Below are 2,503 nucleotides of genomic sequence, written 5' to 3'. Positions count from 1 at the left end.
CCGGAGCGGGCGCGGGAACCGGCTCGGGAGCGGGAGCGGGCTCCTCCACAGGAGCGGGCTCTTCCTCAGGCTCCTCGGCGGGGGCCGCGGGAGCGGCCTCGATGGTGATGCGGCCCGCGGGCTCGCCGTAGGCTTCCTCGGAAACCACGCCCTTGAGCTCTTCCTTGATGTAGTCCATCAGGACCTCGTCCATGGGCAGGCCCAGATCGTAGTTCACGGAGGCGGAGGCGAAAGCGTAGTAGGTGTCGCCGNCGGCGGCCATGAAGTCGTTGGTGGCGATGGCGTAGGTGGCTTTTTCGTCGAAGTCCTTGNCGCCCACGGAGGTGATGGTGACCCGCTCGATGGAGGCGGGCTTATGGTCGGTGGAGCCGGGATACAGGTCCCCGGCCTTGAACTCGCTGCCGGTGGCTACGGTGAACTCAATGCCGCTGACCTGGGGGAAGCCGCCGATGGCGGTGGGAGTGCAGTGGGTGGAGGCTTCCAGGGCCTCCAGCAGCTCCGCGCCGGTGACCTTGACGATGCTCAGGGTGTTGCCGAAGGGCAGGACGGTGTTGACATCTTTTTTCGTGATGTCGCCCGCCGCGATGGGGGCCCGGATGCCGCCGCCGTTGGTGACGGCCGCGTCCACTTCCTCGCCGTTTTTCTTGGCGCCCCAGACCAGGNCGTCGGTGATGCGGTCGCCCAGGTTGGTTTCTTCCGTGNGGTTGCCGGGGTCCTTGNCGCCGTTGAGCAGNACCTCGGTCTTGGCAAAGGCGGCGCCGTAGTCGTCGTCAATCTGCTTTTGGATGGCGGCGGCCCGGGCGGCGATGTCCTTGTCCTCCGCCAGTCCCTCGGCGGAGACGTTTTCCATGGCGATTTCGCCCTCGGCGGAGATGGTCACCACGCCGATGTTGGCCAGCTTCGTGCCGGTGGAGGTGATGGGCTTGTCCCCGGCGGCTTCCTTGACTTCCTCCAGGGTGGAGTGGGAATNGCCGTCGATGAAGAGGTCGATGCCCTCTACGGCGTCCATCAGGTCGATGGAGCGGTTGCCCTTGGACTCGTCGTCAATGCCCAGGTGGCCCAGGCAAACGATGTAGTCGCAGCCCTCGTCCTCCAGGGCCTTGACCTCGGCCTGGGCGATGGCGAACATGTCCTTGCCCGCGGGGAAGGTCACGCCCTGAATCTTGGCGGGGTGGGCCTTGGTGGCGGTCTCGGGGGTGCTCAGGCCGAAGACGCCGATTTTCCTGCCGCCCTCCTCGCCGAAAATCACATGGGTGTTTTCGGCCTTTCCGTTGACCAGCACGTTGGCGGCCACCACGGGGAATTTGGCGTCCTTGGTGATTTCCTTGAAGTTGGCGTAGCCGTAGTCGAATTCGTGGTTTCCGATGGTGGCCGCGTCATAGCCCGCCAGGTTCATCAGCTCNATGGCGGTTTTGCCCTGGCTGACGCTGACGGTGGGGTCGCCCTGGATGTAGTCGCCCGCGTCCAGCAGCAGGGTGTAGGCGCCCTTGGCCTGGTATTCGGCCTTCAAGGCGGCCACCTTGGCGTATCCGGCGATGCCGCCGTGGACGTCGTTGGTGTGGAGGATGACGATGGAGCCTTCCAGGCTCTTGTCTTCCTCCTCCGCGGCGGAGGCGGTGACGCTCAAAGAGAACATCATGGCCAGGGCCAGCAGCAGGGACAGGAACTTCTTAGTCTGCATTCTGTTACCTCCTCTTCTTTCAGGGGCGGATTGGCCTCCGCCCTTCCTGGTGCCATTATACCACAGTTTTTCCAAATAGAAAGCGCAAAGTTTCCAGAAGCGGGAAATTTTTTTCATCCCCCTTCCTCCGCTGGAAATCCGGCGGGAACTGTGCTATACTGGGTCCATCAACAAAGAAAGAACGGAGGGACACCAAATGCGCACACTCTTCAAGGGCGGCAGCGTGGCTTCCGGCAAGGGCGTCCGGCGGGCGGACTTGCTGGTGGAGGGAGAAAAAGTGGTCTCCCTGGGCCGGGGGCTCAAGGCGGAGGCGGAGCGGACNATCGACGTGACGGGCTGCGTCCTCTTCCCCGGCTTCATCGACGCCCACACCCATTTCGACCTGGAGGTGGCGGGCACCGTCACCGCCGACGGCTTCGCCTCGGGAAGCCGGGCGGCCCTCCGGGGAGGCACCACCACCGTCATTGACTTCGCCTGCCCCGACAAGGGAGAGTCCCTGGCCTCGGGCCTAGCGCGCTGGCGGGAGAAGGCCGTGGGGAAGACCTTCTGCGACTACGGCTTCCACATGACCATTGACGACTGGAACGAGGGCGTTCGGGCGGAGCTGCCGGAGATGTTCGCCCAAGGCATCTCCTCCTTCAAGCTGTACATGACCTACCCCGCCATGCTGCTGGGGGACCGGGACCTCTACTGGGCGCTGAAGGAGCTGAAAACGCTGGGGGGAATCTGCGGCGTCCACTGTGAAAACGCCGGGGTGATTGACGGCATGATTGCGGAGAAAAAGGCCCTGGGGGANCTCTCCCCCGCCAGCCACCCCCAGAC

General features: G+C 64.3%; 2 protein-coding genes. One reads left to right on the top strand and one right to left on the bottom strand.

The window, feature by feature from the left end; genetic code table 11:
- A partial coding sequence (locus tag JX325_RS15230; RefSeq protein WP_204791912.1) for a bifunctional UDP-sugar hydrolase/5'-nucleotidase occupies positions 1-1,681 on the bottom strand: 1,681 nt, incomplete at its 3' end.
- A gap of 196 nt (positions 1,682-1,877) precedes the next feature.
- On the opposite strand from JX325_RS15230, the gene JX325_RS15225 reads away from it, so the two are divergent.
- On the top strand, positions 1,878-2,503 hold a 626-nt coding region (locus JX325_RS15225), incomplete at its 3' end, for an amidohydrolase family protein (protein ID WP_204791911.1).

The organism is Oscillibacter sp. CU971, assembly GCF_905219725.1.
Lineage (GTDB): Bacteria > Bacillota > Clostridia > Oscillospirales > Oscillospiraceae > Oscillibacter.
This window is presented reverse-complemented; position numbering and strand designations above follow the sequence as displayed.